This is a genomic window from Acidovorax sp. FHTAMBA (genome assembly GCF_038958875.1).
Taxonomy (GTDB): domain Bacteria; phylum Pseudomonadota; class Gammaproteobacteria; order Burkholderiales; family Burkholderiaceae_C; genus Acidovorax.
Map to the genome: position 1 here is coordinate 2,135,891 of NZ_CP152407.1, position 25,256 is coordinate 2,161,146.

The window sequence follows — 25,256 nt, forward strand, 5'->3', positions numbered from 1 at the left end:
TCAGACAACAATGGGGCCCATGGCCCCATTGATAGCACTAAATTGCTTCTTATTTGATAGCTGCTGGCGCTTATTCAGCAAGCGCTAGAGGCCAATTTCATTCAAATTTCGGCCGCCGAAGCATCAGCGCAGTACCAGCACCGGAATGTGCGAGTGGGTGAGCACGTGCTGCGTTTCGCTGCCCAGCAGCAGGCGCTTGATGCCTTTGCGCCCGTGCGACGCCATCACGATCATGTCGCACTTGTGCTTTTTCGCGGCCGAGATGACGGCTTCTGCCACCAGGTCGGACTTGGCGACGATGGCTTTGACCGTCACACCCTGGGCGCTGCCCTGGGCTTTCACACCATCGACCATCGCTTGCGCTGCATTGCCCCACTGGGTCTCGATGCGCTTCACATCGTTGGCATCCACCGGCATGCCACCTTCAAAGTAGCTGCGCGGATAGCGGGGCACCACCTTGAGGGCCACCACGGTGGCACCCGTGAGGGCTGCGAGCGACAGTCCGTGTTCGACGGCCTTGTCCGAGAGGGGGGAGCCGTCTGTTGCGATCAGGATGCGTTTGTACATGAAAGATCTCCTCAAAGTGATGGAACAAGCTTAGGATGAATCATGTTCCGGGACTTGATGCAGGTCAATGTACCTGTCATGTTCCAACGATAGGCTTGAACCATGTCAACGTTTCAACCCGGATCACCGGATTTATCTCCGGCGCATCCGCTTGGTACACCACCGCCAGCAGCGTCGCCCGCGCAGGCCGTTCTTCTTGACGATCCCCAGGAGTGGTCGGCCTTTGGCCGCCCCGTGCCCGCCGCCAGTGGTGCTGGCGCCGACCCCCGTGCCTGCACCTGGGATTCCCAGGTCGTGCTGGAAGGAATGCACTGCGCAGCCTGCGCGCTCACCATTGAAGATGCCCTGCGCAGCGTGCCCGGCGTGCTGCAGGCCGACGTGAGCGCGGCTACGCGCCGTGCGCGGGTGGTGTGGCAGCCCTCAGAGGTGCAGCCCTCGCAGTGGATAGGCGCTGTGCACAAGGCCGGTTATCGCGCCATGCCCGCTATGGATGCCTTTGCCCGCGAGCAGCGCCAGCGCGAGAACCGCCGCGCCCTGTGGCGCTGGCTGGTGGCCGGCTTTTGCATGATGCAGGTCATGATGTACGCGTGGCCCGCGTATGTGGCGCAGCCCGGGGATCTGACGGGCGAGATGGAGCAACTGCTGCGCTGGGCCTCGTGGGTCATCACGCTGCCCATGGTGGTGTTCTCGTGCGGGCCATTTTTTTCCAGCGCGCTGCGCGACATCCGCCTGCGCCGCGTCAGCATGGACCTGCCTGTGGCGCTGGGCATGGCCATCACCTTCGTGGTCAGCACGGCGGGCACGTTTGACCCTGCAGGCATCTTCGGCAAGGAGGTGTACTACGACTCGCTGACGATGTTTGTCTTCTTCCTGCTCACGGGCCGCTGGCTGGAACTGCGCCTGCGCGACCGCACCGCCGGCGCGCTGGAGGCCGTGATGAACCGCCTGCCCGACAGCGTGGAGCGGCGTGCGCCCGATGGCAGCTTTGCGCGCGTGGCCACGCGGCGCCTGGTGGCGGGCGACACCATTCGCGTGCTGCCGGGTGAGGCGTTTCCGGCCGATGGCCGCATCACGCTGGGCAGCACCCATGCCGACGAATCCCTGCTGACGGGTGAATCCACACCCGTGGCCCGCCCCGTGGGCAGTGTGGTCACGGCAGGCAGCTACAACCTGCGGGCGCCGGTGGAGGTGCTGGTGGAGGGCACGGGCGGGCAGACCCGCTTCGCGCAGATCGTGGCGCTGATGGAAAGCGCGTCGCTGCAAAAGCCCAGGCTGGCGCAATTGGCGGACCGCATTGCGCGGCCCTTCCTGATCGCCGTGCTGGTGGCGGCGGCGCTGTCGGCCGTGTACTGGTGGCCATCCGACCCGGGCCATGCGCTCATGGTGGCGGTGGCGGTGCTGATCGTCACCTGCCCGTGTGCGCTCTCGCTGGCCACGCCGGTCGCCATGCTCACGGCCGCCGGCACGCTGGCGCGCCACGGCGTTCTGGTGCGCAATCTGCAGGGGCTGGAGGCGCTGGCCCATGTAGACACCGTGGTGTTTGACAAGACCGGCACGCTCACGCGCGACGGCATGGCGCTGCAGGCCGTGCACACGGCCAGCGGCTGGAGCGCACACGATGCCCTGGGCCTTGCCGCCAGCCTGGCCCGCCATTCGATGCACCCGGCATCACGTGCGCTGGCCGCTGCGGCAGGCGAGGGCGATGGCCCCTGGGCCGTGACAGACCTGCACGAGGCAGCGGGGCTGGGCCTGGTGGCGCAGGTACGCAATGTTCATGAACCACGCGAGGCGGCGCGCAGGGTTCATCTCGGTTCTGCGCGCCACGCGGGCGTTGCGCCCAGTGATGCCAACCCGGCGCTGCAGGTGGTGCTGTCGGAGCATCTGGCCGACGGCAGGGTACTGGAGCTGGCCCGGTTTGACCTGATGGAGGACTTGCGCACCGAAGCCCCCGCCGTGGTGGCTGCGTTGGAGCAAGCGGGAGCGTCGGTGCAATTGCTATCGGGCGACCGCATGGGTGCGGTGCTGCGGGTGGCATCCCAATCGGGCATCGCCCAGGCCACCGGCGAATGCACCCCGCAGGGCAAGCTGGATGCACTGCAGGCATTGCAGGCTGCTGGCCGCCATGTGGCCATGGTGGGCGACGGACTCAACGATGGCCCGGTGCTGGCGGGTGCGCATGTGTCGTTCGCTTTTGGCCGCGCGGTGCCGTTGGCGCAGTCCCAGGCCGACTTTGTGGTGCTGGGCGACGGCCTTGCGCTGGTACCGCAGACCGTATTGCTGGCACGGCGCACATTGCGCGTTGTGCGCCAGAACCTCTGGTGGGCGGCGGGCTATAACGCGCTGTGCGTTCCGCTGGCCGTGGTGGGCTGGATGCCCGCCTGGCTGGCCGGGCTGGGCATGGCGCTCAGTTCGCTGCTGGTGGTGCTCAACGCCGCGCGCTTGGCGCGGGATCTTCCTGCACTGCCGTCGTCGGGATTGGCACAACAGCGCCCGCAAGGTACCGCACCCATAGATATCACCAAGCCACGGCTGGAGGCCGCCTGATGGACATTCTTTATCTGCTGATTCCGCTGTCGGTCGTTCTGGTGCTGATGATTCTGGCGGGGCTGTGGTGGGCCGTGTACCACGGGCAGTTCGAAAGCGTCGAGCAGGAGGGGGAGCGGATTCTCCGAGACGGTTGACTTGTGTCAATGCCCAAAAAAGCTGAATACAACAAACTCTTATCGCTATACAAAGAGGTGCCCGATGGATCTTCCAAAAACAAATACTGCGCACTACAACGATACGGTGGTGCGACAGTTCTCGATCATGGCCGTGGTGTGGGGGGTGGTTGGCATGCTGGTGGGCGTCATCATCGCCGCCCAGCTTGCCTGGCCTGAACTCAATTTCGGCATTCCCTGGCTCAGCTACGGGCGCTTGCGCCCCTTGCACACCAACGCGGTGATTTTCGCGTTTGGCGGATGCGCGCTGTTTGCCACCAGCTATTACGTGGTGCAACGTACCTGTCAGGTCCGGCTTTTCGCCGGGCCTCTGGCGGCCTTCACCTTCTGGGGCTGGCAGCTCGTCATCGTGGCGGCAGCCATCAGTCTGCCGCTGGGCTACACCTCCGGCAAGGAATACGCCGAACTGGAGTGGCCCATCGACATCCTGATCACACTGGTGTGGGTGTCTTACGCGATCGTGTTTTTCGGCACCATCGGTGTGCGCAAGGTCAAGCACATCTACGTGGCCAACTGGTTCTTTGGTGCGTTCATTCTCGCCGTGGCGCTGCTCCACGTGGTGAACAGTGCGGCCATTCCCGCAGGCTTCATGAAGAGCTACTCGGCCTATGCCGGGGTGCAGGATGCCATGGTGCAGTGGTGGTACGGCCACAACGCCGTGGGTTTCTTCCTGACCGCTGGTTTCCTCGGGATGATGTATTACTTCATCCCCAAGCAGGCGGGCCGTCCGGTGTACAGCTATCGCCTGTCCATCGTTCACTTCTGGGCGCTGATCTTCACCTACATGTGGGCAGGTCCCCACCACCTGCACTACACCGCACTGCCAGACTGGACGCAGTCGGTGGGCATGGTGTTCTCGCTGATCCTGCTGGCACCCAGCTGGGGCGGGATGATCAACGGTGTGATGACGCTGTCGGGTGCCTGGCACAAGCTGCGTGACGACCCCATCCTGCGCTTCCTGATCGTGTCGCTGTCGTTCTACGGCATGTCCACGTTCGAAGGTCCGATGATGTCCATCAAGACAGTCAACGCGCTCTCGCACTACACCGACTGGACCGTGGGCCACGTGCACTCGGGTGCCCTGGGCTGGGTGGGCCTGATCTCCATGGGTTCGCTGTACTACCTGGTTCCCCGCCTTTTCGGCAAGGACAAGATGCACTCCATCAAGGCCATTGAACTGCACTTCTGGATGGCCACCATCGGCATCGTGCTGTACATCGCCGCCATGTGGATCGCCGGTGTGATGCAAGGTCTCATGTGGCGCGCCATCAACCCCGACGGTACGCTGACCTACACCTTTGTCGAAAGCGTGAAAGCCACGTATCCCTTCTACGTGATCCGTGTGGCTGGCGGCCTGCTGTACCTGGGCGGCATGATCATCATGGCCTGGAACGTATGGGTGACAGCGATATCGGGCCGTTCGGTCAAGGTGGCCATTCCGGCTGTGAACGCTGCCCACGCCTGAACGCGAAGGAGAGATAACTTATGTCCGATAACAAAACGTCTGCTTCGACCGGCTTCACCCACGAAAAGGTGGAAACCAACAACTTCCTGATGATCGTGCTGATCCTGGTGGTGATTGCCATTGGTGGCCTGGTCGAAATCGTGCCCCTGTTCTTCCAGAAGTCCACGACCGAAGCCGTCAAGGGAGTGGAGCCCTACAGCTCGATGCAGCTGGTGGGCCGCGACATCTACATCCGCGAGGGTTGCTACAACTGCCACTCGCAGATGATCCGCCCCTTCCGCGCCGAGACGCTGCGCTATGGCCACTACTCGGTGGCGGGCGAGTTCGTGTATGACCACCCCTTTCAGTGGGGCAGCAAGCGCACGGGCCCCGATCTTCACCGCGTGGGGGGCAAGTACAGCGACGAGTGGCATCGCATCCACCTGAACAATCCGCGTGACGTGGTGCCAGAGTCCAACATGCCCGCCTACCCCTGGCTGGAGAAGAGTGCCGTGGACCCGGCCAGCGTTGCTCCGCGCATGAAAGCGCTGCGCACGATTGGTGTGCCTTACACCGACGAGCAAATCGCCGCATCGGCTGCCGATGTCAAGGGCAAAACCGAGATGGATGCCCTGATCGCGTACCTGCAGGTCATGGGCCGCGCGCTCAAGTAAAGGAGATAGCGATGGACATCACCACCATGCGCATCGTCGCCACGCTGGCATCGCTGGCCTGCTTCATCGGCATCTGGGTCTGGGCCTACCGTGGTCGCAACAAGGCCCGGTTTGACGAGGCCGCACGGGTGCCCTTTGAGCAAGATTGACCTTCATCAGAACGAGAACACCCCATGAGTGACTTCACCAGCAATTTCTGGTCGGTCTTTGTGACCACGCTGACCCTGGTCGGCATCATTGCCTGCGGCATCCTGCTCTGGATGGCCGGGCGTAAAAAGGTCGCTGCTACCTCTGACAACACCACAGGGCATGTCTGGGACGAGGACCTGGTCGAGATGAACAACCCCCTGCCGCGCTGGTGGGTGTGGCTGTTCGTGATCACCATCGTTTTCGGCCTGGCTTACCTTGCGGCCTATCCCGGTCTGGGCAGCTTTTCGGGCAAGCTCAACTGGACCCAGAAGGGCGAGTACGAGGCCGAGATGGCCAAGGCCAAGTCTGAGCTGGAGCCTCTGTACGCTCGATTTGCTTCGATGAAGCCTGAAGACATTGCCAAGGACCCACAAGCCCAGGCCATTGGTGAGCGACTGTTCATGAACAACTGCGCACAGTGCCATGGCTCCGACGCGCGTGGCAGCAAAGGCTTTCCCAACCTGGCCGATGGCGACTGGCTGCATGGGGGTGCACCGGAGAAGATCCGCGAGACGATCGAAAAGGGTCGTGTGGGGAACATGCCGCCCATGGCTGCAGCGGTGGGCTCGTCGGAAGACGTGCGCAATCTCTCGCACTATGTCCTGAGCCTGTCCGGCAGCCCGCACGACTCGCTGCGCGCCTCTCTGGGCAAAACCAAGTTCACGGCGTGCGCTGCGTGCCATGGCATGGATGGCAAGGGCAATCAGGCCTTGGGAGCGCCCAACCTGACTGACGACATCTGGTTGCACGGCTGGGGCGAGGCCGCCATCACGGCCATCGTCAACAATGGCAAGGTCAACGAAATGCCCCCGCAGGCCGACAAGCTGACAGAAGCACAAATCGGCGTGCTGTCTGCCTACGTCTGGGGCCTGTCCAACGGCAACCAGGCGGCCGCGCGGTAAGTCCATCGCCGCCATTTTCAGTCATTGCTGCCAAACGCCCCGGGGTTGACGACCCCGGGGCACACGGATCGACACCACCATGAAGCCACCCAGCGAGCCTGCTCGCAAGGTCATCCCGATCAACCCGGTTGCCTCCGATGCCTCATCGCAGGTGGAGATCGTGTCGCTGTACGAAGCGCAGAAGAAGATCTATCCACGCTCGATCAGCGGTCTGTTTGCGCGCTGGCGCTGGGGCATGGTGTTCCTCACGCAGCTGATCTTTTACGGTCTGCCGTGGCTGGAATGGGGTCAGCGCCAGATGGTCCTGTTTGACCTGGGCGCGCGGCGGTTTTACATCTTCGGGCTGGTTCTGTACCCGCAAGACTTCATCTACCTCACGGGACTGCTGATCATCTCGGCGCTGTCGCTGTTCCTTTTTACGGCAGTGGCGGGGCGCTTGTGGTGCGGGTTTGCATGTCCGCAGACGGTCTACACCGAAATGTTCATGTGGATCGAGCACAAGATTGAGGGTGACCGCAGCGCGCGTCTGCGCCTGGACAACGGCCCCTGGACCTTTGAAAAAATCCGCAAGAAGTTTTTCAAGCAGGTGGTTTGGGTCTCGGTGGCGTTGTGGACCGGGTTCACGTTTGTGGGCTACTTTGTGCCGATTCGCGAGCTTGGCGCAGAGTTGCTGGCGTTCCAGGGCAGCTGGCAGATCTTCTGGGTGCTGTTCTACGGCTTTGCCACCTATGGCAACGCAGGGTACATGCGTGAGCAGGTGTGCAAATACATGTGCCCGTATGCCCGTTTCCAGAGCGCGATGTTCGACAAGGACACCCTGATCGTGAGTTACGACGTCGAACGCGGTGAGCCACGCGGCCCCCGCAACAAGACGATCGACTACAAGGCCAAGGGCCTGGGTGACTGCATCGACTGCACCCTGTGTGTGCAGGTTTGCCCCGTGGGCATCGATATCCGCAAAGGTCTGCAGTATGAGTGCATCGGCTGCGGCCTGTGTGTGGATGCATGCAACACGGTGATGGACAAAATGCACTACCCGAGAGGGTTGATTCGCTTTTCCACACAGAATGGCGTCGCACAGCGCTGGAGCCAGTCCCAGATTTTGCGCCGCGTCCTGCGTCCGCGCGTTCTGATCTACAGCACCGTGCTCGTCGCGCTGTGCGTGGGCATGATGGCCAGCCTGGTCACGCGCACGCCACTGAAGGTGGATGTGGTTAGAGACCGTGCCGCCCTGTCGCGCATTGTGGCCGGGGGCAAGCTGGAGAACATCTACCGCCTGCAGATCATGAACGCTACAGAAGGCCCGCAGCGCTACCGCATTGACGCACGCGGCCTTGAGGGGTTGGTGGTCGCTTCGGATGCAGAGGTGGAGATTGGAGCTGCTGAATCCAGGTGGGTCGCTGTCAGGCTGCAGATTCCCTACGGGTCAGCGCCAGCGGGTTCCCATGCGGTTCAGTTCGACGTTCAGGCCTTGGGTACTGCGAGCCATGTGACCGAGAAATCGGTGTTTCTGGTCCCGCGCTAGGATGATTGTTTTGTGATGGCACTGTGTGCTCTCAGCCGACTATTTTTCAGGAGTTAACACCATGCCAACCAGTTCTGCACTCAGTGCTGAGCCTTCCGTCCCAGAACCGTGGTGGAAGTTCGGCCATGTCTGGCTGATCATTGCTGGGCCGCTCATCGTGATCGTCGCGGGATTTGTGACGTTGTGGCTGGCGATTTCACGGCCTGATCCCGTGGTGGCCGAGGACTACTATCGCCAGGGCATTGAAATCAACAAGAACCTTGCGGAACCCGAGAAGAGCCTCGCACCCGCGATGAAGGGCCGCAACCATGCGGCTACGCCAGCGCAAGACCAGCCGCGCTGATACACAACGGGCCCCTGCGGCTCATGGCTTGCAAGGGCTTACCCGGAGACAAAACAATGTGGACCCAACGGTTGATGTGGATTGCGTGGCCAGCGTTTCTGATGGCTGGTGTGCTGGAGATGCTGGTCTTTGCCATGGTGGATCCGCAAGATCTGCATTGGTTTGGGCAACCGCTCGCGCTGTCACGGCAGGGGGTCTACACGCTGGCCTTTTTTGCGTTCTGGGCGATCACGATGGCGTCCAGTGCGCTGACCACACTGCTGGCCATGTCACCCTTCGAGCTCAACCGTTGCCCTGTGCCGGAGGGGGAGCGCCCCGATGATTGCCGCAAGACGACTTCCTGCTCCTGAAGGGCTTGCAGGTTGCGGATGGCAGCGCAGTGTTGGCGGGTCAATGGCAGGCGGGCTGGTTGTTCACGATGCGCTTGAGTGCATCGGTTTCGAGAATGCGGACATGGCGCTGTTTGACCTCCACAATGCCTTCTTCCACGAACTTTGAAAAAGTCCGGCTCACCGTCTCGAGCTTCAGGCCGAGATAGCTGCCGATTTCCTCCCGGGTCATGCGCAGCACGAGTTCGGACTGCGAAAAACCTCGCGCATGCAAACGCTGAACCAGGTTCAGCAGAAAAGCTGCGAGGCGTTCTTCAGCACGCATGCTGCCCAGCAACAGCATCACGCCGTGCTCGCGAACGATTTCGCGGCTCATGATCTTGTGCACATGGTGCTGCAGCGCATTGACTTCACGCGACAGTTCTTCGATGCGGTCAAACGGCATGACACAGACTTCTGCGTCTTCCAAAGCCACCGCGTCACACGTATGGTGGTCATTCACGATGCCATCGAGGCCGATGATTTCGCCAGCCATCTGAAAACCCGTCACTTGGTCGCGGCCGTCTTCCGTAGCGACGCAGGTCTTGAAGAAACCGGTGCGGATCGCATACAAGGAGGTAAAAGACTCGCCGTTGCGAAAAAGCGTGCCTCCGCGCTTGATCTTCCTACGCACCGCAACAATTTCATCAATACGCTGAAGTTGCTCGTCGTTCAGGCCAACTGGCATGCACAACTCACGCAGATTGCAGTTGGAGCAGGCGACTTTGATGGTGAGCGGATTCATAAGCACAGGAACAGGTTGGATGTGAGCAAAGGCTCAATATGCCACCGCAGCGGCACTGTGGCGTACGGTTGGGCGACTGACTTACATCAAATTGTCGTCGAAGGGGTCAGTTCTTCGCTTGACGCAGGTCAAGGACAATGGCCTCAGCGTAAGGCACAGTTGCAGTGTACGCAAGGAAATCTCCCATGACCGTTGTCACACCCGACCTGTTGCGCCGCTTTGATGTGCCGGGTCCTCGTTATACCTCTTACCCCACTGCCGACCGATTTGTCGAGGCCTTCGGGAAGGATGACTATGCGCTTGCACTGGAGCAACGGCGCCTGGGCTCGATGGCGAAGGCCTTGCCGCTGTCACTGTATGTGCACATCCCGTTTTGCGAGTCACTATGTTACTACTGCGCCTGCAACAAGATCATTACCAAACACCATGACCGCGCGGAGGTCTATCTCCGCTACCTCAGTCGCGAGATCGACCTGCACACTGCCCACTGCGGGCTGGGCCAGGTCGTGAGCCAGTTGCACCTGGGGGGGGGCACGCCCACTTTCCTGACGGATGATGGGCTGCGTGAGTTGATGGCGATGCTCAAGCGAAGCTTCACGCTCGCGCCAGGCGGAGAGTATTCGATCGAGGTGGATCCGCGCACGGTCAATGCGGACCGCCTTGCGGTGCTGGCGGAGCTGGGTTTTAACCGCTTGAGTTTTGGTGTGCAGGACTTCGATCCGGAGGTTCAGAAAGCAGTCCATCGCATTCAGCCCGCAGAGCAGGTGTTCTCGCTGGTGGAGTCTGCGCGGTCACTGGGTTTTGAATCCATCAATGTGGATCTGATCTACGGACTTCCCCGCCAGACCCCAGAGTCCTTTGATCGTACCCTGGCCCAGGTCGCCCAACTACGGCCGGACCGCATCGCACTGTATGCGTATGCACATCTGCCCGAACGTTTCAAGCCACAGCGTCGCATCGCGTCGGTCGAGCTGCCCACTGCGGCGGGGAAAGTCTCGATGCTTTCCCGTTCCCTGGACGCCTTCATGGGCGCGGGCTATGTGTATGTGGGCATGGACCATTTTGCGTTGCCTGAAGACGCGCTGGCAGTGGCAAAACGGCAGGGGCGGCTGCATCGCAACTTCCAGGGTTACAGCACCCAGCCGGACTGCGACCTGATTGGCCTGGGCGTTTCAGCGATTGGCCGTGTGGGGGCGACCTACAGCCAGAACGCGAAAACCTTGGAGGAATATTACGACCTGCTCGACCAGGGGCGGTTGCCTGTGGTGCGCGGGTTGGCGCTGACACGGGACGATCTTGTTCGCCGTGCCGTCATCATGGCGTTGATGTGCCAGGGTGAGCTGTTGTTCGAACCGATGGAACAGGCCTGGTTGATTGACTTTAGGCAATATTTTTCGAGCGAACTGGTGCAATTGGAAGCCATGGCAGAGCAAGGACTTGTCGTCCTGCGGCCTGACGGGATTGAAGTCACGGCGATGGGGTGGTTCTTTGTGCGTGGAATTGCGATGGTCTTCGACCGCTATCTCCAGGCAGATCGCAATCGGGCACGGTTTTCCCGCATTATCTGAACGATCATGATGATCGCGGTGGCATCGACTGCCTTCTTGATGGGGCTTGTCGGAGGCACTCATTGCCTGGCGATGTGCTCAGCGCCCTGTGGTGCGCTGGTGGGGCAGGGGCGGGAGCAAAAAGCTTCTGCCACTGACCGGATGGCACCATCGCCCGGGACTCACACCGTGCAGTGGATGCCGCGGGGTGGCATTTTTCGGCGCGCGGCGGCTTTCCATGTCGGACGCCTGCTCGGTTACTCGCTGGCGGGTTGCCTGGCAGCATGGGCAATGGACAGTCTGGCGTGGCTTACCCAGCACACGACCGCCTTGCGTCCCGCTTGGACGCTCATGCATGTCGCCGTGATGGCCTGGGGTGTGATGATGATGGTGCAGGCACGCCAGCCGCAATGGCTGGAGAACGCGGCCCGAGCCGTATGGGCGCGCGCCCGTCCCATGGTCAGTGCCCCTTCCGGGGTTTTCTTTGCGGGTGGGCTGTGGGCGCTCATGCCCTGCGGCTTGCTCTATTCGGCATTGCTGGTGGCCGCCCTGAGCGGAGGTCCTCTCGAAGGCGCAGTGACCATGGCACTGTTTGGGCTGGGCAGCGGGGTGTGGCTTGCGGGAGGGCCATGGGTCTGGACCCAACTGAAAACAAGGCTGAACACAGCCCGCGCGGACTGGGGAACGCGGGTGGCGGGAGGCCTGCTTTTCGGAATCGCCTGCTGGGCACTCTGGATGGATCTGGTCTATAAGCCTTCGCTGTGGTGCCGGTAGGCGGCTGCTTCAGGCGTCCAGGGACCATCCTGATTGCGCTCGTCCCTGCGGCGGGCCTTGCTTTGTGTGGCGACTGTTGCCGTTAAGCTGCGGCAACCGATACCCCTCGCTGATGCCTCGGTGGAACTGGCGATAATTTGTGTAACCATTGGTGGCATCGACGTCACGATGTTGCACACGCCCGAAAGTGAATTCTTCCATCCTCATTGACATCAGCCAACTGCGCGTCGGCATGTACATCCAGCTTGACGTGGGCTGGTTGCACCATCCTTTCCCGGTGAGCAGTTTTCGGGTTGCCTCGGCGGAGCAGATCGCTGCGTTGAGGGAGCTGGGGCTGACGGAAGTGCGTTACCTCCCGAAGAAGAGTGATCCGGAACTGAGGGATCTGGTGCCGGCGGCCTGGGATGTGCCGGAAATGAACGATACGGTATCGGGCAGACAGGTGGATGCAGCCGGGGCGCCAGTCCTGGTGGACGCTGAGGCCCAACGACGGCGTGAACTGCTCGACGCCCAGAACCGCGCCCTGGCAGCGTGCGACAAGCGGTTTGGTGAGGCCTCAAGGCAGTACCAGGCGCTCGAACGGGTCGTGACCGCCCAGCCCGAGGAAGCCCGTGCAAAGGGTGATGCGCTGGTGTCCGGCTGTGTTGCAGAACTTCTTGAAAATGGTGACTCGGTCATCCGGCTTCTGTCGGAGGGCGTGGGCGAGCGCAATGCGCTCCATCCCATCAATGTGATGGTGATTTCACTGCTCCTGGGGCGGGCTCTCGGCATGAAGAGTGCCGAACTGTTCGACCTTGGCATCGCGGCGCTGATCCATGATCTGGGAAAGATCAAGCTGCCTCCCAATCTCCGGCAGCCCACCGCTTCCATGATTCCGCAAGAGCGTTTGCGCTACGAAAGCCATGTCGCAGAATCAGTGACCTTTGCCAAGCGCATGGGGCTGAGCGAGCCCGTGTGGACTGCTGTCGCCCGGCACCATGAGATGGCTGACGGCAGCGGGTTTCCGCTGCGGCTGTCGGGCCCTGATCTGGGCCGGTCGAGTCAGGTTCTCGCGCTGGTCAACCGCTACGACCGGATGTGCAATCCTGCCAACGGTGTGGACGCGCTCACGCCGCACGAGGCGTTGTCCGTCATCTTTGCCCAGCTGAAGGTACGTTTCGACTCCGTGGTGCTGGGGGCATTCATCCGCATGATGGGCGTCTATCCGCCCGGCTCCATCGTGCAGCTGGTCAACGACCGTTATGCCACGGTGGTCTCCGTGAACTCCTCACGTCCGTTGCGGCCCAAGGTCATCGTGCATGACCCCCGCGTTCCCAAGGACGAGGCACAGATTCTGGATCTTGAAACGGTGCCTGAGCTGGGTATCCGTCGTAGCCTCAAGCCGGCGCAGCTGCCGCGGGATGCGCTGGACTATCTCTCTCCTCGCCAGCGCATCTGCTACTTCTTTGAGCGCGCCGTCGCCCCGGGGCCTGACGAGGCTGAGTCGTGACAGCTTCCCCGTCTCACGCCTGGCTGGACGGATTGCAGGAGGCTGTGTGGCTGGTGGAAGAGACCGGCCTGCACATCCTGCACGCAAATGCTGCTGCCCAGCGCCTGGTGGGCCTGACCTTGGCCGACATGGTAGGTACGTCGGTGTTGCGCCTGGCCTGCACGCCGCAAGACGTGGCGTTCTGGGGTGAGCCGGCCGAGGTGCTTGCAGACGGCATCCATTCCCATACCAGCCTTTTACGAACCGACGGCACACTGGTGCCGGTGGATCGCAGGGTCACGCGGGTTCCCGGCGACGATCCTGCGCTTTCGGTCTTCATGGTCACCATGCTCGATCGCAGCGTACAGGAGTCCACCGAGCGCGAGCTGGAGACATTGCTGTCCGAACTGCGGGCCACGCTCGACTCTGCAGCTGACGGGATGCTGGTGTGCAACCTCGAGGGAACGGTGCGTGCATTCAACCAGCGGCTGGCGCAACTCTGGAACATCCCTAACGAGCTGTTGGTGGAGCGCGATGACGCGGCGGTTTATGCACACATGGTGGCGCAGACACAGGATGCACGCGCTTACGTGGAGCGCATGGCGGCCCTTGTACGCGAGCCCATGCTGGAAAGCACCGACATCGTGACGCTGCGGGATGGGATGGTCCTGGAGATGCGCACGGTGCCCCAGTTCATTCAGGGACGACCGGTCGGACGCGTGTATTCGTACCGCGACATTACCCGCCAGACCGAGATACAGGCCAGCCTCCGACTGGCTGCCCGCGTTTTCGAGTCCAGTCTCGACGCCATTTTTATTGCTGACAGCCAGCACCGTGTGCTGCGCATGAACCCCGGTTGCGAACGCCTTGTAGGCCCGTCTGCGAAGGCGTTTGAAGGCTGCGTGGCAGCTTCCCTGTTTGGCGGCGGTTCGGATGCAGCGTTCATGGAGCAGGTTTTGCAGGGCTGGGCCCATGAAGGTTTCTGGGAGGGCGAGCTCTGGCTGCCCCGTGACAATGGCACCTACTGCGCCGTGCAGCTGTCCTGGGTGGCACTGCGTGACGATGAGGGGCGTCTGGTACAGAGCATTGGTTTCATGCGCGACCTCACCCTTCAGCACGCAGCCCAGAAACGCATTGAAGAGTTGGCCTACAGTGATGTGCTCACGGGCTTGCCCAATCGCCTGCTGTTGTCGCAGCGGGTGGATACCGCCATTCAGGGGGCACGCCAAAGCGATACGGGTTTTGCGATCTTGTTCCTTGATCTCGACCGCTTCAAGATCATCAACGACTCCTTGGGTCACCCATTTGGGGACCGCGTCCTGCAGCTGGTGGCAGAGCGCCTGCAGGCCTGCCTGCGCCAGACGGACATGCTTTGCCGGCTCGGTGGGGATGAGTTCGTCATCTACCTGCATGGTGGAGATGCCGTAGTGGCCGAGAGCGTCGCTCGCCGCATTCTGGACGACATGCTCAAGCCGTTCACGCTCGACAGCATGGGCTTCTCCATCCAGTGCAGCATCGGCATGGCGCTCTACCCGCAGGACGGTGCCACGCTCGATGATCTGATCAAGCAGGCCGATACCGCCATGTACCGCGTGAAGGAGCGGGGGCGGGGGAGTTATGGCTTCTATCAGCCGCAGATGAATGCCAACCTTCTGTCGCGCATGCAGATGGAGCATGCCATGCGTCAGGCGCTGGGCAAGGGCCTTATGGCGGTGCACTACCAGCCTCAGGTGCACATGGCAACGGGGCGAATCACCGGCGCCGAGGCGCTCATCCGCTGGACCGATCCCGAGTTTGGCTCCGTGTCACCGGCGCACTTCATCCCGCTGGCGGAAGAGTCGGGATATATCGTCACGCTGGGTGCATGGGTCATGGAGCAGGCGGTACGCGAGGCCGCCATGTGGATGCACGGTGGCACGCCCATCATGATCTCTGTCAATGTGTCGGCGCTGGAGTTTCGGCAACCCGACTTTGTCGAACGGCTGACGCGCTTGCTGGCGGTGCACCAACTGCCTCCCACGCTGCTTGAACTGGAGCTCACGGAAACCATCCTGCTGCAGGACGCGCAGGAAATGGAGCAGCGCTTGCTGGCTCTGGCCGGTCTGGGCATTGGACTGGCCATTGACGATTTTGGTACTGGCTACTCCAGCCTCGCCTACCTTAAAAAATTGCCTATCCACAAACTCAAGATCGATCAGTCGTTTGTGCGGGGGCTCCCTGATGACGAAGGCGACCGGGCCATTGTGAGTGCGATCATCAGCATGGGCCGCGCGATGCACATTGAGGTGGTGGCGGAGGGCGTCGAGACCGAAACCCAGCAAGCGGTGCTGCTGCAGATGCAGTGCGACCACTACCAGGGGTTTCTGTGTGCGCCCGGGCTTCCGTCCGAGGAGTTTCGCGCCATGCTGGGCAAACCATTGCCCTTGAAAGCCCAGGGCAGGCGAAGCCCGGCGTAGTGCTGGCGGGTCGTGGCACCAGCCGCTGGCAACCGCACGGGCGGCCGCGCACCAGTCAGAGGGCTGCCACGCCCTTCCAGAGCATGTATGCCGCCAGACCGAACAGCAAGGACGCAAATACCCGCTTGAGCTGCTTCACCGGCAGGTTGTGCGCCGCCTTTGCACCCAGTGGCGCGGTCAGCACACTGCAGGTGGCGATCACCAGCAATGCTGGCAACCAGATATAGCCGACCGAGGCGGCGGGAAGACCGGTCACGTTCTGGCCGCCGATCACGTAGCCCACCACATTGGCCAGCGCGATCGGGAAACCTAGCGCTGCACTGGTGGCCACGGCGTTGTGGATGGCAACGTTGCACCAGGTCATGAAAGGCACACTCACAAAACCACCGCCCGCACCCACCAGTCCCGACAGGAATCCGATGACGCCACCTGCAGCAACCTGTCCGGCTCCGCCAGGCATCTGTCGCGCGGGCGCCGGTTTTTTATCCAGGAACATCTGCGTCGCCGAGAAGCTCACGAACAGTGCGAAGAAGATCGCCAGAAACGAGCCTTTGAGCAGCGAAAACACGCCCAGGCTGGCAATGAAGCCCCCCAGCACGATGCCTGGTGCCAGGCGCTTGACGATGTCCCAGCGCACCGCTCCGCGCTTGTGGTGGGCGCGCACGCTGGAGATGGATGTGAACATGATCGTCGCCATGGAAGTGGCGATGGCCATCTTCACGGCCAGATCGGGCGCCACTTGTTGCGCGCCGAGGATGTAGGTCAGGAACGGCACAAGCAGCATGCCGCCGCCAATGCCCAGCAGACCTGCCAGAAAACCTGTGGCAAGGCCCAGCACGCCGAGTTCAACGATCAGGAGGGGATCCAGCATGGGGTCAGAAAGAAAGGAAGGGGAGAACGCGGGAGTGCACTGGATGGGGCGCAGGGTGCGCACTGGACAGGCATCTGAAAATGGGTGTCTGCGAATGCCACCGGACCCTCATCCTGAACCGGGGGTTCAGGTGGGCGAGGGCAGCCAAGCGTTGGGTTCATCTGACGCGAGATGATCACGCTCACCGGGCAATGTACCAAGCCCGAGCTCGTTGAGCATTGGTTCAAGGAAATATAAGGCCCGACGGCTTCGCAGACACTCCCATTGTAGGCGCTGGCAACCTGCATTCCAGCCGTGGGGCATGTAAAGCCCGCCCCATCCGGCGTGAATATGGGCGGGCTAAATCAGGCGTCCGTCATCCCCGAGTGCCTGGTCCAGACGCTGAACCAGCCTCTGCAGATCCTCGTGTTCCTCGTCAGGCAGGAGCGCTGCCTGGTGTCCAGCCGGCGCTGGCGTCGCGCTGATGGCGCTGGCTGCCAGGTCGGCGGCCTCACGATCGGCGATTTCAAAGGCCAGGTTCAACGCTGCCAGCACTGCAATGCGTTCACGGGCGCGGACCTTGCCAGCGTCACGGATGCGCGTCATCGCGGTATCCACGCGCTCAACGGCGTCGAGGAGACGGCTCTCGTGGCCCTCGGGGCAGGTCAGCAGGTAGCTTTGCTGGAGGATCTGCACCTCGATTTGCTTCATTCGATTTCTTTCGTGACGGCGGGGGTCGCGGCGGGCAGGCGCTCCAGCAGGGCATCAACGCGGGCGCGGGCGGCGCTGAGCCGCGACTTGAGCGAGTCCCGTTCCTGCGTCAGGGCTGCGACCTGATCTGCAAGCAGTGCATTGGTGCGTTGCAGCTCGGCATGGCGCAACAGCAGGCGTTCGACGCGCTCGGCGATCTGATCGATGGTGGATGGTGTGGCCATACAGCGCCCGATTGTAGGGTTGGCGTAAAAATCGGTCGTAAAATTCGCCCGTTGGTGCTCGCGGTGTGGTTCACACGCCGCAGTTCAACGGGAAGCAGGGAGGCGCCGTACCACCGGTACCCGCCCAGCCTGCGCTGCCCCCGCAACGGTCAGCGGACGAATCACCCGATTCTCTCTCCATCCATAAGCCACTGGGCGCCTTGAACAAGCGCCTGGGAAGGCATTGGGGGGGTGTTCCGCCAGCCCGGATACCGGCCAACACGGTGGCTGCGTGCGCTCTTTTTTGGCGCTGCGCGGCTGTATCACCCATACGCTGGCGGGAGGCCGGCCCGGGTTGTTTGTTGATCTTGATTCCCATGAAAATCCGTACCCTTCGTGCGCGCCCTGTGGCGTCGTTGCGCCTGTCCGCACCGCGCCTGGCCATGCTGTCCCTTGTTGCGGGCAGCGCCTGCACCGCCTTGGCCCAGACTGCCCCGGCCTCCGGTGAGCTGCTGGCGCAGAACCTGCGCGCGCCCTCGTTGTCTGAAACCGTGGTGGCCGCCACGCGCACGCCGCAGCCACTGTCCGACCTGGTGGCCGACATCTCCATCGTGGACCGCGAAACCATTGAAAGCAGTGGTGCCACCGGCCTGGCCGACCTGCTGGCCCGCCTGCCCGGTGTCGAGTTCTCGCGCAATGGCGGCCCGGGCAGCACTACCGGCGTCTTCTTGCGTGGCGCAGAGTCGCGCTTCACCGCGGTGTACATCGATGGGGTACGCATCGACTCCCAATCCACCGGCGGCGCACCCTGGGAGAGCATTCCCCTGGGCCTCATCGACCGCATTGAAGTGCTGCGTGGCCCGGCGGGTGCCGTTTATGGTTCGGATGCCCTGGGTGGTGTGGTGCAGATCTTCACCAAGCGCGGCGAAAACGGCACGGCGCCGTACGTGGGCGTGGGTGTGGGCAGCCACAACACCACCAGGCTAGAGGCGGGGATCAGCGGTGCCAGCGGCACGCTGGACTACGCCCTGGGGTTGGCGCGTGAAGACAGCAAGGGCTTCAACGCGCGCCCTGTCGCCGGGCAGAACCCGGACCGCGACGGCTACCGCTCCACAGCGGGCCACGCGCGGGTAGGCCTGCAGGTGAACGCAGTGCATCGCCTCGAAGGCACCCTCATGCTGAATGACACCAACAGCGGCTACGACAGCGGCCTGGGCAAGGACGACCGCAACCTGCACACCCTGCACGCGCTGGGCCTCAACTGGACGGCCCAGTGGAACAGCGCCTACAAAACGCGACTTTCGATCACCGACTCGCGCGACGAATACGAAACCCGCCCTTCGCCGTATCTGAGCGACACGCGCTTGCGTGGCTACTTCTTCCAGAACGAATGGCGCCAGGGCGCGCACCTCGTCACGGCCGCGCTGGAGCGCCGGGAAGACCGCCTGGAAAACACGCCCATTGACGCCAAGCGCTCGCAAGACGCGCTGGCGCTGGGCTACGGCTACAACGCTGCAGGCCACACGGTGCAGCTCAACCTGCGCCATGATTCCGACAGCGAATTCGGTGGCAAGAGCACCGGCAGCGTGGCCTACGGCTATGCCATCACCCCGCAGTGGCGCGCCACCGCGTCGGTGGGCACGGCCTTCCGTGCGCCCACGCTGTACCACCGCTTCAGCGAATACGGTGTGGCCACGCTGCGCCCCGAAAGCAGCCGCAATGCCGAAGTGGCGCTGCGCTATGCCCAGGGCAACAGCACCTTCTCGGCCACGCTGTTTCGCAACCGGGTGACCAACCTGATTTCGTTCTCGGGCCCTGGCAGCTGCCTGTCGGACTTTGGCTGCTACGCCAACACCGCCCGCGCCGAATACAGGGGCGTGACGTTTGCGGGTTCGCACCGCGTGGGCGACGTGCAGTTGCATGGCTCCATCGACCTGCAGCGCCCGCGCGACCTTGCCACGGGCAAGCAGCTGGCACGCCGCGCCAGGCAGCACGCCACCTTTGGCGCCGACACCCGCCTGGCGGGCTGGACGGTGGGTGCCGAGGTGCAGGCTTCGGGCCGCCGATTTGACACCGTGGCCAACACCAACGTGCTGGGGGGTTATGCGCTCGTAAACCTGTACGCCAGTACCCGCATCGCACGCGACACCACGCTGCTGGCCCGCGTCGACAACCTGGCCGACAAGGACTACCAGCTGGCCCGCACCTACGCTACCGCAGGCCGCACGGTTTATTTGGGCGTCAAGTGGGCGCCGCAGTGACCCTGGCGTCAACCGCTTCCGCCCGCTGCCCGGCGCTGCTGATTGCAGCCCCGGCCTCAGGGCAGGGCAAGACCACCGTCACCGCCGCCCTGGCGCGCCTGCATGCGCGCCAGGGGCGACGGGTGCGGGTGTTCAAGTGCGGGCCGGATTTTCTGGACCCGCACTGGCATCAGCTCGCCAGCGGTGCGCCGGTGCACCAGCTCGATTTGTGGATGAACGGCGAGGCCGACTGCGCGCAGCGCCTGCACGATGCTGCACGCGAGTCGGACCTGATCCTCATCGAGGGTGTGATGGGCCTGTTTGATGGCAACCCCAGCGCGGCCGACCTGGCCCGGCACTTTGGCGTGCCGGTGCTGGCGGTGGTCGATGCCTCGGCCATGGCCGGCACCTTTGGCGCGCTGGCCTATGGCCTGCGCCACTACCGGCCGGGCCTGCCCTGGGCGGGTGTGTTGGCCAACCGCGTAGGCAGTGCTCGCCACGCCGACATGTTGCGTGACGGCTTGCAAGATGCCGACGACTGGATGGGCGCGCTGATGCGGGTGCAGACAGGCAATGCGCCTTTAGCCGCCAAGGCCGGTGCGGCGCTGCTGCCCGAGCGCCACCTGGGCCTGGTGGCTGCGCACGAGCTGGACGACAGCCTGCAGCGGCTGGACGCTGCGGCCGATGCCCTGGCCGCTACACCCCTAGGCCAAATGACGCTGGAGGACCTACAGCGCTGGGCCGTGGACTTTCCGGCGCCTGCATCCCAGGTTGCCGTGCCTGCATTGCTCGCAGGCCGTACGGTGGCGGTGGGGCGTGACGTGGCGTTCTGCTTCACCTACGCCGCCAACGTGCAATGCCTGGAACAGATGGGCGCGCGCGTGGTGTGCTTCTCGCCGCTGCACGATGCGGGTCTGCCCGATTGCGATGCAGTCTGGCTGCCTGGCGGCTACCCCGAGCTGCACGCCGCGCAGATCGCGGCCAACACCGGGATGCAAGCCAGCCTGCGTGCCCATGTGGCCGCAGGCAAACCCCTGTGGGCCGAGTGCGGCGGCATGATGGCGCTGTTCGATTCCATCACGCTGGCCGATGGCAGCACGGCTCCGCTGTGGGGCCTGCTGCCCGGCCGCGTGACCATGCAAAAGCGACTGGCGGCCCTCGGCCCGCAGCACCTGACGGTGGCAGGGCACACGCTGCGCGGCCATACGTTTCACTATTCGACCAGCGACAGCAGCGCCCCCGTGGTGGCCCGCACGGCGCGCCCGAACGAGGCGGTTGCGCCCGATGCGGGCGAGGCGCTGTACCGGCAGGGCAGCATCCACGGCAGCTATTTCCACGCCTGGTTCCCATCCAGCCCCGAGGCGGTGGCGCATCTGCTGGGAGGCGCTTCCGTATGACGATCACCACCGAACTCATCCTGGGCGGCCAGAAAAGCGGCAAGTCCCGCCGCGCCGAACTGCTGGCGCGCGACTGGCTGGCCCAGTCTGCCGACCACCGCGCCGTGCTGATCGCCACCGGGCAGGCCTGGGACGACGAGATGCGCGAGCGCATCGCCCGCCACCAGCGTGACCGCGCCGAGCGCGTGCCCGGGCTGGAGACGGTGGAAGAGCCGCGCGACGTGGCGGCAGCCCTCGTGCGCTTCAGCACGCCGCAGACGCTGGTGGTGATGGACTGCCTCACGCTCTGGCTCACCCACTGGACCATGCCCGTGGGTGTGGAATCCATGAGTATTGAACAAAAACAGGCGCTAGCGCTTGACTGGAAAGCGCAATCAGCTATGTTTTTAGGAGCAATTCGGAAATCCCCCGGCCCCGTTGTTCTGGTGGGCAACGAAATTGGCCTGGGGGTCATCCCGATGGGGCGTGAGGTGCGCGCCTTTGTGGATGCGCTGGGCATACTCAACCAGCAGGTGGCGCAGGTGTGCCCCCGCGTTACGCTCATGGCCGCAGGCCTGCCTCTTACCTTGAAAGAACCCCGGTGATGAAACCCACCCCCGTGCGCCGCATCCTCTGGGTGATCGCCATTCTCATCGTGCTGGGCCTGCTCATGGCCGGGCTGGCAAGGGCCCAGCCGGTGCAGGTCACCGACGACCGGGGCCGCGCGGTGACGCTGCCGCGCCCGCCCCAGCGCATCGTGAGCCTGCTGCCTTCGCTTACCGAAACGATCTGCGCGCTGGACCAGTGCCACCGTCTGGTGGGGGTAGACCGCTATTCCAACTGGCCCGAGTCCGTCACCCGCCTGCCGCAGGTGGGTGGTGGGCTGGACCCGAACATCGAGGCCATCGTGGCGCTGCGGCCGGATGTGGTGCTGCTGGCCACATCGTCCCGCGCCTCGGCCCGGCTGGAGTCGCTGGGCATCGTCGTGGTGGCGCTGGAGCCCAAGACCCACGCCGATGTGCAGCGCGTGATGGGCAAGCTGGGCCAGGTGCTGGCCGTGCCCGATGCCCAGCGCGTGTGGCGCCACATCGACGCGGCCGTGGAGGCCGCCGCGCAAGCCGTGCCGCCCGCGGCCCGGGGCATGCGCGTGTACTTTGAGGTCAACCGTGGGCCGTATGGGGCCGGAGCCTCCTCGTTCATTGGCGAGACGCTGACCCGGCTGGGTGCGCGCAACATCCTGCCCGCGTCGCTCGGGCCGTTTCCCAAGCTCAATCCCGAGTTTGTGGTGCGTGCCGACCCCGACCTGATCATGGTGGGCGCGCGCAGTGTGGAGGGTCTGAACGAGCGGCCGGGCTGGAGCAGCCTGCGGGCGCTGCGCGAGCAGCGGCTGTGCGTGTTCCCGCCCGAAGAGGCTGACGTGCTGGTGCGGCCCGGCCCGCGCATGGCCGAGGGCGCGCGCATCATGGCCCGCTGCCTGGCCAGCAAGGCCGCGCCCGGTGCCAAGGCGCAGGCGCCTGCGGCGGTGCGCCCATGATGGGATCGGTGGTGCAGCGCGGTCGCTGGCTGGCGGGCCTGCTGCTGCTGGCCAGCGCGCTGCTGGTGCCGCTGGGCACCGGCGTGGGCAGCGTGGGGCTGGAGAACCTGTGGCCCGCGCTGTGGGATCAAAGCACTGACTCTGCTGGCAATGCCGCACGGGACATGGCCTGGCAGATCGTGTGGGAGATCCGGCTGCCGCGCACGCTGGGCGCGTGGTGCGCCGGTGCGCTGCTGGGGCTGGCTGGGGCCGTGGCGCAAGGCCTGTTCCGCAACCCGCTGGCGGACCCGTACCTGCTGGGCAGTGCCTCGGGCGCGTCACTGGGCGTGGCTGCAGCGCTGGCGCTGATGGGCGGCGGCGCGGGCATGGTGGGCAGCGCCAAGGGTGCGGCCGTGGCCATGGTGTTCTCGGGCCACTGGCTGGTGCGCCTGGGCCTGACCGGCGCGGCGTTTGCCGGGGCGGTGCTGGCGGTGCTGCTCACGCTGGCGCTGGCGCGCGGCGTGCAGCACACACTGCGGCTGCTGCTGGCGGGGGTCATTGTGGGCGTGGTGCTGGGCGCGTTCACCTCGCTCATCCTGCTGCTGTCGCCCGATTCATTGCAGGCCATGCAGGCGTTCCTGCTGGGCTCTACCGGCTTTGTGGGCTGGACCTCGTGCCTGCTGATGGCCGGGGTGTGGCTGCTGTGTGTGGTGGCCGCCTGGGCGCTGTCGCGGGTGCTCGATGGCCTGGCGCTGGGCGAATCCACTGCGCACAGCCTGGGGCTACCGCTGGCGCCGCTGCGCGCCGCGCTGGTGGCGGTGCTGGCCCTGGCCACCGGCACGGCCGTGGCGCAGACCGGGTTGATTGCTTTTGTGGGCCTGGCAGCGCCCCACCTGGTGCGCGCCGTGGTCAAGGTGCCGCACGGCCGCCTGATGGGGCTGGCCAGCCTGATGGGGGGTGTGCTGCTGGCCGGCGCAGACCTGCTGGCGCGTGGGCTCATCGCGCCGCAAGAGCTGCCTGTGGGTGTGCTCACGGCGGTGCTGGGCGGTGGCTACCTGCTGTGGCTGATGCACCGGCGCACCGGGCCAGGAGGCGTGCTGTAATGCGCAATGCTCCTGAAAACATAGCTGTCAGCGCAAGCGGGGTAAGCGCCAGCATCGGTAAAAACCCCATATTGCACGGCATCACGCTGCACCTGGCGGCGGGCCGGTGGACCAGCATCGTCGGCCCCAACGGCGCGGGCAAGTCCACGCTGCTGCGGGCGCTGGCGGGCCTGCTGCCTTGCACGGGCAGCGTGCAGTTGCTGGGCCGGCCGCTGGCCGCCTGGCACCGCAGCGACCGGGCGCGGGCGCTGTCGTGGCTGGGCCAGAACGAGGTGGCGGCGGATGACCTGCTGGTGTACGACGTGGCCATGCTGGGCCGCCTGCCGCACCAGCCCTGGCTGGCGCCCCCCAGCGAGGCCGACCACGCCGCCGTGGAGCTGGCCCTGCGCGCCACCCAGGCCTGGGACTGGCGCCACCGCGCACTCTCGCAGCTCTCGGGCGGCGAGCGCCAGCGCGTGCTGCTGGCCCGCGCGCTGGCCGTGCAGGCGCAGGTGCTGTTGATGGACGAGCCACTGGCCAACCTCGACCCGCCCCACCAGTCCGACTGGCTGCTGCTGGTGCGCGACCTGGTGGCCCAGGGCAAGACGGTGGTCAGCGTGCTGCACGAAGTCTCGTTCGCGTTGCAGGCGGATGATGTGGCTATCGTTGCAGCCGGCCGCCTGCGCCACCATGGCTCCACCCAGGACACCCACACCCACCGCGCGCTCGAGCAGGTGTTTGACGACCGCATTGCCATCCACCCGGTGGAGGGCCAGTGGCTGGCCTTGCCCCGTTTGCTGACCCGCCGTACTCCGGCGGAGCACTGATCCCTGACTGAAAGACAAGCTATGCAGATTGAAGCCGCCCCCACCGAAAAACGCTACGAGAAGGCCGAAGGCGAACGCCGTGGCCTCATCATCGTCAACACCGGCGACGGCAAGGGCAAAAGCACGGCCGCCTTTGGCCTGGCGCTGCGCGCGCACGGCCGGGGCAAGGCCGTGAAGATTTTCCAGTTCATGAAGGTGCCCACCGCACGCTTTGGCGAGCACCGCATGTTCGAGCAGATTGGCCTGCCCATCGAGGGGCTGGGCGACGGCTTCAGCTGGAAAAGCAAAGACCTGGAGCACTCTGCCCTGCTCGCGCGCGACGGCTGGGAGAAGGCGCGCGCCGCCATCCTGTCGGGCGAGCACTTTCTGGTGGTGCTCGACGAGATCACCTACCCGCTGATTTACGGCTGGCTGCCGCTGGACGGCGTGCTGCAGACCCTGCGCGAGCGGCCCAAGGACGTGCATGTGTGCCTCACCGGCCGCCGCTGCCCGCCCGAGATCATCGAACTGGCCGACACCGTGACCGAAATGCAGATGGTCAAGCACGCGTTCAAGGCGGGCATTCCCGCGCAGCGCGGTATTGAGGACTAAAGGGGCGCGCGCATGGCCGACAATGCGGCCTGACTGTGTTGCCCGCTTTGTGAAGGTGCGGCGAACACGCCCGGTATCGACCTGGCGCATTGTCGACACCCACTACCGGTCGGGTGAGCCTGTCGAAGCCTGGGCGCCGCT

The 25,256-nt window shown here is 64.2% G+C and carries 25 protein-coding genes and 1 riboswitch; of the genes, 20 read left to right on the top strand and 5 right to left on the bottom strand.

Annotated features, from left to right (window positions below; genetic code table 11):
* Nucleotides 1-123: 123 nt before the first annotated feature.
* Nucleotides 124-567: a universal stress protein gene (locus AAFF19_RS10050; protein WP_008906191.1), complete on the bottom strand. Its 444-nt coding sequence runs from the start codon at nt 565-567 to the stop codon at nt 124-126.
* Between the two features lie 102 nt (nt 568-669).
* Between AAFF19_RS10050 and AAFF19_RS10055 the strand changes: the two genes are divergently transcribed.
* From AAFF19_RS10055 to AAFF19_RS10095, 9 genes are all read left to right on the top strand, one after another.
* Nucleotides 670-3,111 (top strand): cation-translocating P-type ATPase, encoded by a 2,442-nt coding sequence (locus AAFF19_RS10055; protein ID WP_342721737.1) that lies wholly within the window; start codon nt 670-672, stop codon nt 3,109-3,111.
* On the top strand, nt 3,111-3,248 hold the full coding sequence (gene ccoS, locus AAFF19_RS10060) for a cbb3-type cytochrome oxidase assembly protein CcoS (RefSeq protein ID WP_008906189.1): 138 nt from the start codon (nt 3,111-3,113) through the stop codon (nt 3,246-3,248). The genes AAFF19_RS10055 and ccoS overlap by 1 nt, the downstream gene beginning before the upstream one ends.
* Before the next feature lie 64 nt (nt 3,249-3,312).
* Nucleotides 3,313-4,752, top strand: a complete 1,440-nt coding sequence (gene ccoN / locus AAFF19_RS10065; protein ID WP_182119047.1) for a cytochrome-c oxidase, cbb3-type subunit I — start codon at nt 3,313-3,315, stop codon at nt 4,750-4,752.
* A gap of 20 nt (nt 4,753-4,772) precedes the next feature.
* Nucleotides 4,773-5,405 carry a cytochrome-c oxidase, cbb3-type subunit II gene (gene ccoO / locus AAFF19_RS10070; protein ID WP_008906187.1) on the top strand — a complete coding sequence of 211 codons (633 nt, stop codon included), beginning with the start codon at nt 4,773-4,775 and terminating at the stop codon, nt 5,403-5,405.
* Nucleotides 5,406-5,416: 11 nt separating this feature from the next.
* A complete protein-coding gene (locus tag AAFF19_RS10075) occupies nt 5,417-5,554 on the top strand; it encodes a CcoQ/FixQ family Cbb3-type cytochrome c oxidase assembly chaperone (protein ID WP_008906186.1) in 138 nt (45 codons plus the stop codon).
* A gap of 24 nt (nt 5,555-5,578) precedes the next feature.
* A complete protein-coding gene (gene ccoP / locus AAFF19_RS10080; protein WP_182119048.1) occupies nt 5,579-6,496 on the top strand; it encodes a cytochrome-c oxidase, cbb3-type subunit III in 918 nt (305 codons plus the stop codon).
* A gap of 79 nt (nt 6,497-6,575) precedes the next feature.
* A complete protein-coding gene (ccoG, locus tag AAFF19_RS10085; RefSeq protein ID WP_342721738.1) occupies nt 6,576-8,021 on the top strand; it encodes a cytochrome c oxidase accessory protein CcoG in 1,446 nt (481 codons plus the stop codon).
* A gap of 61 nt (nt 8,022-8,082) precedes the next feature.
* Nucleotides 8,083-8,364, top strand: a complete 282-nt coding sequence (locus AAFF19_RS10090; RefSeq protein ID WP_008906183.1) for a FixH family protein — start codon at nt 8,083-8,085, stop codon at nt 8,362-8,364.
* A 56-nt stretch (nt 8,365-8,420) separates the two neighbouring features.
* Nucleotides 8,421-8,714, top strand: a complete 294-nt coding sequence (locus AAFF19_RS10095) for a hypothetical protein (protein ID WP_034695093.1) — start codon at nt 8,421-8,423, stop codon at nt 8,712-8,714.
* A 40-nt stretch (nt 8,715-8,754) separates the two neighbouring features.
* Here the strand turns inward: AAFF19_RS10095 and fnr are convergent, their stop codons facing one another.
* A complete protein-coding gene (fnr, locus tag AAFF19_RS10100; protein WP_008906181.1) occupies nt 8,755-9,477 on the bottom strand; it encodes a fumarate/nitrate reduction transcriptional regulator Fnr in 723 nt (240 codons plus the stop codon).
* A 185-nt stretch (nt 9,478-9,662) separates the two neighbouring features.
* Between fnr and hemN the strand changes: the two genes are divergently transcribed.
* From hemN to AAFF19_RS10120, 4 genes are all read left to right on the top strand, one after another.
* Nucleotides 9,663-11,045 (top strand): oxygen-independent coproporphyrinogen III oxidase, encoded by a 1,383-nt coding sequence (hemN, locus tag AAFF19_RS10105; protein ID WP_008906180.1) that lies wholly within the window; start codon nt 9,663-9,665, stop codon nt 11,043-11,045.
* Between the two features lie 6 nt (nt 11,046-11,051).
* A complete protein-coding gene (locus tag AAFF19_RS10110; protein ID WP_342721739.1) occupies nt 11,052-11,798 on the top strand; it encodes a sulfite exporter TauE/SafE family protein in 747 nt (248 codons plus the stop codon).
* 187 nt (nt 11,799-11,985) lie between these two features.
* On the top strand, nt 11,986-13,287 hold the full coding sequence (locus AAFF19_RS10115) for an HD domain-containing phosphohydrolase (protein ID WP_342721740.1): 1,302 nt from the start codon (nt 11,986-11,988) through the stop codon (nt 13,285-13,287).
* Nucleotides 13,284-15,722: an EAL domain-containing protein gene (locus tag AAFF19_RS10120; protein ID WP_342721741.1), complete on the top strand. Its 2,439-nt coding sequence runs from the start codon at nt 13,284-13,286 to the stop codon at nt 15,720-15,722. The genes AAFF19_RS10115 and AAFF19_RS10120 overlap by 4 nt, the downstream gene beginning before the upstream one ends.
* Before the next feature lie 55 nt (nt 15,723-15,777).
* Here AAFF19_RS10120 and AAFF19_RS10125 read toward each other — a convergent pair whose 3' ends face one another.
* The 3 genes from AAFF19_RS10125 to AAFF19_RS10135 all read right to left on the bottom strand — a co-directional run bounded on the left by AAFF19_RS10125 (nt 15,778) and on the right by AAFF19_RS10135 (nt 17,507).
* Entirely contained in the window at nt 15,778-16,593 is an 816-nt protein-coding gene (locus AAFF19_RS10125; protein ID WP_008906176.1) for a sulfite exporter TauE/SafE family protein, read from the bottom strand.
* Nucleotides 16,594-16,932: 339 nt separating this feature from the next.
* Nucleotides 16,933-17,283: a cell division protein ZapA gene (locus tag AAFF19_RS10130; protein WP_008906175.1), complete on the bottom strand. Its 351-nt coding sequence runs from the start codon at nt 17,281-17,283 to the stop codon at nt 16,933-16,935.
* The gene (locus AAFF19_RS10135) at nt 17,280-17,507 is read right to left on the bottom strand and encodes a hypothetical protein (protein WP_008906174.1); all 228 of its coding nucleotides are present in this window, start codon (nt 17,505-17,507) and stop codon (nt 17,280-17,282) included. The genes AAFF19_RS10130 and AAFF19_RS10135 overlap by 4 nt, the downstream gene beginning before the upstream one ends.
* Nucleotides 17,508-17,542: 35 nt before the next feature.
* Nucleotides 17,543-17,782: riboswitch (cobalamin riboswitch) on the top strand.
* A gap of 81 nt (nt 17,783-17,863) precedes the next feature.
* Between AAFF19_RS10135 and AAFF19_RS10140 the strand changes: the two genes are divergently transcribed.
* Genes AAFF19_RS10140 through cobO form a run of 7 tightly spaced genes read left to right on the top strand, consistent with a single transcriptional unit; the run spans nt 17,864 to nt 25,115 of the window.
* Entirely contained in the window at nt 17,864-19,747 is a 1,884-nt protein-coding gene (locus tag AAFF19_RS10140) for a TonB-dependent receptor (protein WP_342721742.1), read from the top strand.
* On the top strand, nt 19,744-21,123 hold the full coding sequence (locus AAFF19_RS10145) for a cobyrinate a,c-diamide synthase (protein ID WP_342721743.1): 1,380 nt from the start codon (nt 19,744-19,746) through the stop codon (nt 21,121-21,123). The genes AAFF19_RS10140 and AAFF19_RS10145 overlap by 4 nt, the downstream gene beginning before the upstream one ends.
* Nucleotides 21,120-21,707 carry a bifunctional adenosylcobinamide kinase/adenosylcobinamide-phosphate guanylyltransferase gene (locus AAFF19_RS10150; protein ID WP_008906171.1) on the top strand — a complete coding sequence of 196 codons (588 nt, stop codon included), beginning with the start codon at nt 21,120-21,122 and terminating at the stop codon, nt 21,705-21,707. Before AAFF19_RS10145 ends, AAFF19_RS10150 begins: the two co-directional genes overlap by 4 nt.
* Nucleotides 21,707-22,636 (top strand): helical backbone metal receptor, encoded by a 930-nt coding sequence (locus AAFF19_RS10155; protein WP_342721744.1) that lies wholly within the window; start codon nt 21,707-21,709, stop codon nt 22,634-22,636. The genes AAFF19_RS10150 and AAFF19_RS10155 overlap by 1 nt, the downstream gene beginning before the upstream one ends.
* A complete protein-coding gene (locus AAFF19_RS10160; RefSeq protein ID WP_342721844.1) occupies nt 22,636-23,718 on the top strand; it encodes an iron ABC transporter permease in 1,083 nt (360 codons plus the stop codon). The genes AAFF19_RS10155 and AAFF19_RS10160 overlap by 1 nt, the downstream gene beginning before the upstream one ends.
* Nucleotides 23,718-24,524 carry an ABC transporter ATP-binding protein gene (locus AAFF19_RS10165; protein ID WP_342721745.1) on the top strand — a complete coding sequence of 269 codons (807 nt, stop codon included), beginning with the start codon at nt 23,718-23,720 and terminating at the stop codon, nt 24,522-24,524. Before AAFF19_RS10160 ends, AAFF19_RS10165 begins: the two co-directional genes overlap by 1 nt.
* A 21-nt stretch (nt 24,525-24,545) precedes the next feature.
* Nucleotides 24,546-25,115, top strand: a complete 570-nt coding sequence (cobO, locus tag AAFF19_RS10170) for a cob(I)yrinic acid a,c-diamide adenosyltransferase (protein WP_342721746.1) — start codon at nt 24,546-24,548, stop codon at nt 25,113-25,115.
* Nucleotides 25,116-25,256 lie beyond the last annotated feature (141 nt).